The 7691-nt window shown below is 70.7% G+C and carries 6 protein-coding genes and 1 pseudogene; 5 read left to right on the top strand and 2 right to left on the bottom strand.

Features of this window, described 5'->3' with window-relative positions:
- Both E6G06_22090 and E6G06_22085 read left to right on the top strand, forming a co-directional pair.
- Nucleotides 1-180, top strand: a 180-nt coding sequence (locus tag E6G06_22090) for a hypothetical protein (protein ID TML85283.1), incomplete at its 5' end; no start/stop codon positions are given.
- Complete coding sequence (locus E6G06_22085; protein TML85282.1) at nucleotides 177-1847, top strand: GMC family oxidoreductase; 1671 nt, start codon at nucleotides 177-179, stop codon at nucleotides 1845-1847. The genes E6G06_22090 and E6G06_22085, both read left to right, overlap by 4 nt.
- Before the next feature lie 4 nt (nucleotides 1848-1851).
- On the opposite strand, the pseudogene E6G06_22080 reads toward E6G06_22085, so the two are convergent.
- A pseudogene (locus tag E6G06_22080) lies at nucleotides 1852-2824 on the bottom strand (LLM class F420-dependent oxidoreductase).
- A 47-nt stretch (nucleotides 2825-2871) separates the two neighbouring features.
- Between E6G06_22080 and E6G06_22075 the strand changes: the two are divergent.
- From E6G06_22075 to E6G06_22065, 3 genes are all read left to right on the top strand, one after another.
- Nucleotides 2872-5085, top strand: a complete 2214-nt coding sequence (locus tag E6G06_22075; protein ID TML85281.1) for a hypothetical protein — start codon at nucleotides 2872-2874, stop codon at nucleotides 5083-5085.
- Nucleotides 5085-6401: a phenylacetate--CoA ligase gene (locus E6G06_22070; GenBank protein TML85280.1), complete on the top strand. Its 1317-nt coding sequence runs from the start codon at nucleotides 5085-5087 to the stop codon at nucleotides 6399-6401. Before E6G06_22075 ends, E6G06_22070 begins: the two co-directional genes overlap by 1 nt.
- A 184-nt stretch (nucleotides 6402-6585) precedes the next feature.
- Complete coding sequence (locus E6G06_22065) at nucleotides 6586-7008, top strand: nitroreductase family deazaflavin-dependent oxidoreductase (GenBank protein TML85284.1); 423 nt, start codon at nucleotides 6586-6588, stop codon at nucleotides 7006-7008.
- A gap of 202 nt (nucleotides 7009-7210) precedes the next feature.
- Here the strand turns inward: E6G06_22065 and E6G06_22060 are convergent.
- The coding region (locus E6G06_22060; GenBank protein TML85279.1) for a hypothetical protein at nucleotides 7211-7691 on the bottom strand (481 nt) is incomplete at its 5' end.

Here is a 7691-nt window from a genome sequence, read left to right as displayed (position 1 = left end):
CGCGCGCGCCTCGAGCGGACCCCCGAGTTCACCGCGCTGCTCTACGAGCACGCGTGCGAAGGCATGTACGGCGCGCCCGAGTACGGGGGCAACCAGGGCCTGGTGGGCTGGCGCTACATCGGCTACGAGGGCGACGTGCAGCCGCGCGGCTACACCGACGAAGAGGTGGAGAGGGCATGAGCACGAGCGACCTCGACGCGGTCATCGTCGGGTCCGGGCCCGGGGGCTCCACCGCGGCCGACGTCCTCACCGCCGCGGGGTGGACCGTCGTGATCGTCGAGAAGGGACGCAACCATCTCATCGACCTCGACGACCCGCATCGCCTGATGGCGGACTACAGCAACGACGAGCTGAAGTTCATGAGCCGGTGGTTCCTCGGGCCCGATCCCCTGCTCGAGCCGCGCACGTTCCGCCGCGACGACAGCGCAGGCGATCGCGACCACATCGGCGAGGTCAACAACCTTCCTTCCTCGGTGGGGGGCGCCGGCACCCACGCGGACGGCAAGCTCCCCCGCCTGCGCGAAGAGGACTTCCACCCGTTGTCCGCGCACGGGCCCGTCGAGGGGGCGGCGCTCGCGGACTGGCCCGTGCAGTACGACAAGCTCGAGCCGTACTACGCCGAGGCGGAGCGCCTCATCGGCGTGTCGGGGGAAGCCGGTGCCAATCCGTTCGAGCCGTGGCGTTCCGGTCCCTACCCGATGCCGCCGGGCCCGGCGATGTACGGGGCGACCCTCAGCGGGCCCGCGGCCGAGAAGCTGGGCCTGCACCCGTATCCCGCGCCCACCGGGGTCAACACCGTCCCCTACGACGGGCGCCCCGCGTGCAACAACTGCGGGTTCTGTGCGTTCTACGGCTGTCCCATCCACGCCAAGGGCGACCCCGTTGCGCCCCTGCAGCGCGCGCTTCTCTCGGGCCGGGCCACGCTGATGCCCGAGACGTTCGTGTCGCGGGTCAACGTGCGCGACGGCCGGGCGACCGGGATCGACTTCCAGGGGCCCGACGGGGTGACACACACCATGGCGGCCCGACACGTCGTGTTGGCGGCCGGCGCGATGGAGACACCGCGACTCCTGCTCCTGTCCGGGTTCGATCACCCGCTCATCGGGCGCCACCTCATGTTCCACTTCCAGACGCTCGTCATGGGTGGCTTCCCGTTCCGCGTGCACCCCCACCGCGGCCGGGCCGTCACCCATCTGCACGACGACCACCTCGTGCCCGACCAGGCGGCGCGGCGGGCCGCGAAGGATGCGGGCCTGCCCTGGTTCCGCGGCGGGATGGTCGAGCACTGCGGGCCCGCGGGCCCGGTGATGGAGTCGAAGATCTACCCCTGGGGCCCGGGGCACAAGGACAGCATGCGCGCCTCTCCACTGCGCGACCGCATGTGGGGCTTCACGATGCAGGGTGAGGACCTGCCCCAGCCGGTCAATCGCGTCGACCTCGACCCGAGCGTGCGCGACGTCCGCGGCTTCCCCGTGGCACGCACGACCTACCGGCCCCATCGCTTCGAACAGGCCGCGTCCGCGCACTACGCGCCGGTGCTCCAGGCGGTGCTCGACGAGATGGGCGCCGAGTGGACGATCGTGACCACGTCGCCCGACCCCGAGGCCACCGGGTCCTACGGCGACTTCATCTCGCCCATCCCCAACAGCAAGCACGTCATGGGCACCGTGCGCATGGGCGACGACCCCGCCACGTCGGTGGTCGACCGGTGGGGCCGCTTCCACGACGTGCCCAACCTGATGGTGGCCGACTCGTCGGTGTTCGTCACCTCAGCGGGCTACGGGCCAACGCTGACGCTCGTGACCCTCGCCCTGCGCAACGCGCGTGCGCTGGCCGAGGCCGGCTAGGGCACTAGGTCCCGGCGAGCTTGGCGACGACCGGCGCGAGCGTCCGCCACGCGTCGCCGGTCAGCCCGCTGCTGACGACGATGTAGGAGAAGCCGTACTGCTCGCGGCGGTGCTGCAGCGCCTCCACCATCTGGTCGATCGAGCCCATGAGCACATGGGGTATCTCCATCGCCTGCTCGGGCGTGATCCCGAACCCCGGGCCCATCGCCGCCGCGAGGCCCTGCGGGTCTTCGGTGACCATGCCCGCGAAGATCGTGACGCTGAGCTCGATGTCGTCGAACCGATCGGCCGCCGCCGCCCGTACCCAACCGATCTTCTCCTTCGTCGCCTCGGCCGTGCCGTTCGGACCCACGTCGGCGCCGATCGCGCCAGAGCGCAGATCGAAGTTGATGCTGACGATGTCGGCCTCACGCCCCGCGATCGACAGCACCCGCTTGCCGCCGCCGCCGATGAGAATCGGCGGATGCGGCTTCTGCACCGGCTTGGGCGTGCCCTCGTGCGCGGTGACCTTGTAGTGGTTCCCCCGCGAACGTCACGGGACCGTCGTCGGAGAGCAGGCCCTTGATGATGGCCAGGCCCTCTACGAAGCGGTCGATGCGCACGCCCGGCCGGTCGTAGGGGATGCCGGACTGCTCGTAGTCGGTCTTCATCCAGCCCGCCCCCAGCCCGAGCTCGAGCCTCCCGCCGGACAGCACGTCGATGGTGGCGGCCTCCTTGGCCAGCACCAGCGGGTGCTTGTAGTCGTTGTCGAGGACGAGGCTGCCCACGCGCAACGTGGTGGTCGCGTCGGCGGCGGCCATGAGCGCGGGCACCGGCGCGAGCTGGTCGTCGAAATGGTCGGGCATGAACAGCGTGGAGTAACCCAGGTCCTCCAGCTCGCGGGCGGTCGCAACCCACTCCTCGGCCGACGCCGCCCTCGGCAGTTGGGCGCCAAAGCGGAAGGGGCGGGTCGTCGCGGCACTCCGGCTGTCGCTCATCCGGGGAACGGTAGCGGGCCTCGCGGTTTCGGTAGGGTTCGCTGACAGTGACGTCAGAGAGCCTGCTCGACGGCCTCCGCGTGCTCGACCTGGCCGGCGAGCCCGCCCAGATGGCCGCGCGCATCCTCGGCGATCTGGGCGCCGACGTGACACGCGTGGCGTGCGGAGGCAGCGGCAGGGCCGTCGACCGGGTCGCGTGGGACGCGGGCAAACGGCTGGTGACGATCGCACCGGACGACGACGCGCTCCACGAGCTGCTCGCGAACGCCGACGTCGTCATCGACACGCCGGGCTGGCCGGGCACCCTCGACCTCGACCCCGCCCGCGCCCCCGCGGCGGTGTGGGTGAGCGTCACTCCGTTCGGGCGTCGGGGACCCCGCGCGTCGTGGCGGGCGTCGGACCTCGGGGTGATGGCGTCGACGGGCAACATGTACTCGACGGGCGACCCCGATCGGCCACCGGTGCGTTGCACCGAGCCGACCGCGTACGCGCACAGCGGGCCCGAGGCGGCCTTCGCCGCGCTCACCGGGGTGGCATCGGGCCGGCCGCAGCGCGTCGACGTCTCGATGCAGGAGGTCGTCCTCGTCGCCAGCATGGGTGCGGCCGGGCGCTTCGCCCGCACCGGGTTCCGGGGCCGGCGATCGGGCTCCGCCGTGGGCCGCACCCGCGAGATCTGGCCCTGCGCCGACGGCTTCGTGTCGTTCGGGCTCCGGGGCGGCAAGGCCCGGGTGCCGAACCTCCAGCTGATCACCCGCCTGCTCGAGGAGGCGGGGCTCGGCGACCCCGCTCTGAGCGACCGCGACTGGATGCGGGCCATCGAGGCACCGATCGCGCGCTACTTCGCGACGCGCACGATGGCCGAGCTCTACGAGATCGCCTGCGACACCAACCTGATGCTCGCCCCGGCCAACTCGCCACGCGAGCTGTACGCGAGCCGGCAGCTCGCGGCCCGCGGTTTCTTCGGTCCCTACGGCGACGTGGCGCGCTTCCCGTTGTCGTTCCTGCAGGTGCGGGGCGCCGCGCCCGCACGTCCGCGGCCGCGGCCCGACGCCTCCGCGCACCCCCCGTCATTCTTGTCGCGCCCAACCACCGCGACGGTGGTCGAGCGCGACAAGAACGAGGGCGGCGCGTGGACTGGCACCCGGATCCTCGAGTTCGGGTCGGGTGCCGCGGGCCCCATCGCCACCCGTTACTTCGCCGAGCACGGCGCCACGGTCATCAAGGTGGAATCCAAGACCCGGCCGGACTTCCTGCGCACCTACGCGCTGTCCCCCAAGAACCCGCACGGGCTCGAGGGCGGCGACATGTTCGACGCGCTGAACGTCGGCAAGCTCGGCATCACCCTCAACATGAAGCACCCGCGAGCCGTCGAGATCGCCAAGCGCCTCGCGTTCGAGTGGTCCGACGCGGTCACGGAGAACTTCGCGCCGAAGGCGATGCGCGGCTTCGGCATGGACTACGACACGCTCGCGGCGGCGCGACCCGACCTCGTGATGCTGAGCGCCTGTCTCCAGGGCCAGACCGGTCCCCACCGCGACTACCCGGGCTTCGGTGGTCAGGGCGCGGCGCTGTCGGGCTTCAACATCCTCACCGGGTGGCCGGACCGCGACCCGCTCGGCCCCTACGGCACCATCACCGACTCGCTGGCGCCGCGCTTCGCGGCCGCCGCCCTCGCCGCCGCGCTGCTGTACCGTCGCCGCACGGGCCTCGGCGTCTACCTCGACCTCTCACAGGTGGAGTGCGCGGCATGGTCGCTGTCACCCTGGCTGCTCGACTACGAGACGAACGGCCGCGTCACCATCCGCAACGGCAATGCCAACGAGCGGGCCCCGGTGCACGGCGTCTTCCCCTGTGCGGGCGACGACCGCTGGGTGGCGATCGTCGCGTGGGACACCGACGAAGCCGGGCGTCTCGCCAAGGTCGCGGGCGACGACCTCGAGGCGTGGACACGCGTTCGCGACGCGGCCGAGGTGGCGCAGGTCCTGCAGGCTGCGGGTATCGAGGCGGTGCCCGTGGCGGACTTCGGCGACGTCCACAGCGACGAGCAACTGGCGGACCGCGAGCACTTCGTGCGGCTCACCCACCCGTTCATGGGCGAGGGCGCCTATGAGCACAACGGCTTCCGCCTCTCTGACGCGCCATCGGGCTACACGCGCACCAGCCCCACCCTCGGCCAGGACAACGCCGCCGTGCTGGGCGGCATCCTCGGCCTCTCAGACGCCGAGCAGGAGCAGCTCGCGGACGAAGGAGCCCTCGACTGATGCCCACGTACGGAGCGGAGACGATCGGCCCGCCGCCGCGCGACCCCGAGCAGGCGTTCTGGGACCCCGAGGTGCAGACCATGGACCCCGAGGCCCTGCGCCGGCTCCAGGACGACCGCCTGCGCACGATGATCCGCACCGTCTTCGAGAAGCCGGTGCCGCTCTTCAAGCGCAAGCTCGAGTCCGCGGGGGTCGCCGGGCCCGACGACGTGAAGAGCGTCGCCGACCTCGAGCACATCCCGCTGACGGTGAAGCAGGACCTGCGCGACTCCGAGAGCGCGGCGCCGCCGTTCGGCGAGTACCGCTTCACCTACGCTCGCGACTGCGTGCGTCTCGGCACGTCGACGGGCACCACCGGCACGCCGACGATCACGCTCTGGACCCGCCACGACATCTGGCTCGAGTACGAGTCGGCGGCGCGCACGTGGTGGCGCATCGGCTACCGCCCCGGGATGATCGCCACCCACGCCCATCCGGCCTACCTCTACGGCGGCGGCATCATGCTCTCGGGCGCGTACGAGTATTTCGGCCTGCTCAACATCTGGGTGCCGCCGCCCGATACCGACGAGCTCGCCGAGCAGGGCCTGCGCTTCTGGATACGTGTCAAGCCCGACATCCCCTTCATGGGCTTCTCCACCGGTCGCTTCTTCGAGGTCGCCAGCAAGCTCGGCATCGAGCCCAGGGACGCGGGGCTCGAGTTCAAGGGGATGCCCGGCTTCGGCATGGGCAAGGGCATGCCCCTCATGACCGCCGGCGCCGAGTGCTACGCCTACTTGGGCGGCGCGTGCGGGCAGCTGCCGGGCGCCCACTTGCACGAGGACTGGGCGGTCGTGCAGGCGGTCGACCCCGCCACGGGCAAGGAGGTGCCCGACGGCGAGTGGGGCAACCTCACCGTCACCACGCTCGGCCGCGACAACGGCCTGCTCCGGTACGACCTCGAGGAGGCCGCTGCCATCCTGCGCGAGCCCTGCCCGTGTGGCGAGACCTCGATCCGCGGCCTGTGGGGCGGGCGCTTCAAGGACCTGCTCGCCAGCCAGGGCAAGCGGTTCCAGGTCACCGAGCTCGAGGGTGCCCTGCGCGGGATCCCCGAGATCAACGAGCCGACGCTCGAGTACGCGGTCGTGAAGCCGACCGTCGACGACGCGCCGCTGGTGCTGCGGATCGAGTGCGCGTCGTCCGGCGACGCCGACGAGGTGCGCGGCCGCTGCATCGCGGCGGTCCGCGAGCAGCTCGGTATCGCCGCGAGCGTCGAGGTGCTGGCCCGCGACACCCTTCCCCGGTCGGGGTACAAGGTGTCGCGGGTGGTCGACTCCTAGCTCCTGTTTGTTCGAGCCGTTCTTGTCGCTCCTGTCGAGGGCACCGGATGAGCTCGCATCCGCCGGGCCTCGAGAAGTACGCGACGGGTTGAGTCTTCTTCGCGCAGAGCCGAGGCTTCTGCTGTTGACCGGGGCAAGGGGTGCTGCTCACCGCCGATCTGAAGCGGGGTGCCATTCTGTGCGTATGAGCCCCGAACACTCCGCGCGTAAGCGGCGGGCTGTTCGCTTCCTGCAGCGGTACGTTCTGAACCCGCCGACCATGCTCGCCGTGCGAATGGGTCTTGTCCGTGGTCACGTGCTCATCGAGACCATCGGACGGCACACGGGCAAGCGACGACGCACGGTTGTGGGGATGCACGTCGCGGACTCGACCGGCTGGGTCGTCGCCGAACAGGGCAGTCATGCTGCCTACGTGCGCAACATCGAGGCGAATCCGAGCGTCCGCGTTTGCATCAAGGGCAAGTGGCGGACCGCACGCGCGGAGGCTGTACCGGACGACGATCCCAAGCTGAGACTCGACGGCTTCGGTCGGCCGAGACATGCCGCCAACGTTCGTCGGTTCGGAACAGACCTGCTCACAGTGCGGTTCGACTTCGCGAGTACATAGCTGCTCGGCCCGCCCTCATCGAGCAATCAGGCGCGTGCGAGGGAGTCGTGACCAATGTTTTTGCCCATGTGTCACCGCCGCAAGCGGCCCGGCGGCGTCTCAATGGTGATGCATGATGGCGACGCCGACGCCGACGCGGAGATCTACGACAAGTACGCAGATGAGCTCATTCACATCGCGCAAGTAGCGTCCTCCAGAGAAGCTACGGAGCAGGCAGACCGTATGCGAAGAGCCTGCGGTCCGTCGTACCGACGAGCACATTGCCGTTGGCCACAACCGGCGTCGTGGTTGCCTGGCCGATCAGCGAGGCGGTCCACAACGGTTGGCAAGCTGCGCTGACGCACCCTCTGGCGGAGAAGGCGTGGAGCTTCTCGTCGTTTGAGCCCGCGAACACCACGCCGTTGGCGACCGACGGCGGCGAGTCTCCGCCACCCACCATGACGCCGCTCCACAGCGGCGTGCAGGTTGGCGCTCCGCACCCCGTCGCGCGGAACGCATACAGGTCCCCCTCTTGTGCGCTGACAAAGACCACGCCGTCGGCGACCGCGACCGGCGAGAGTGCGAGGGCGCCCACGTCGGCCGTCCATGCCGGGGCGCACATCGGCTGGCCGCAGCCGCCCGCGGGGAAGGCAGCCAGCTTCCCGCCGGTCGTGATGTACACGAGCCCGTCGCTCACCGTGGGA

It is taken from the genome of Actinomycetota bacterium (genome assembly GCA_005888325.1).
Lineage (GTDB): Bacteria > Actinomycetota > Acidimicrobiia > Acidimicrobiales > AC-14 > AC-14.
The sequence above is the reverse complement of the archived record's forward strand: the minus strand, read 5'-3'. Positions and strand labels throughout refer to the sequence as shown.

Bases quoted from the DNA above. Each gene is read 5' to 3' on its own strand.
- E6G06_22085 (TML85282.1), top strand. From the start codon at position 177: ATGAGCACGAGCGACCTCGACGCGGTCATCGTCGGGTCCGGGCCCGGG.
- E6G06_22070 (TML85280.1), top strand. From the start codon at position 5,085: ATGCCCACGTACGGAGCGGAGACGATCGGCCCGCCGCCGCGCGACCCC.
- E6G06_22065 (TML85284.1), top strand. From the start codon at position 6,586: ATGAGCCCCGAACACTCCGCGCGTAAGCGGCGGGCTGTTCGCTTCCTG.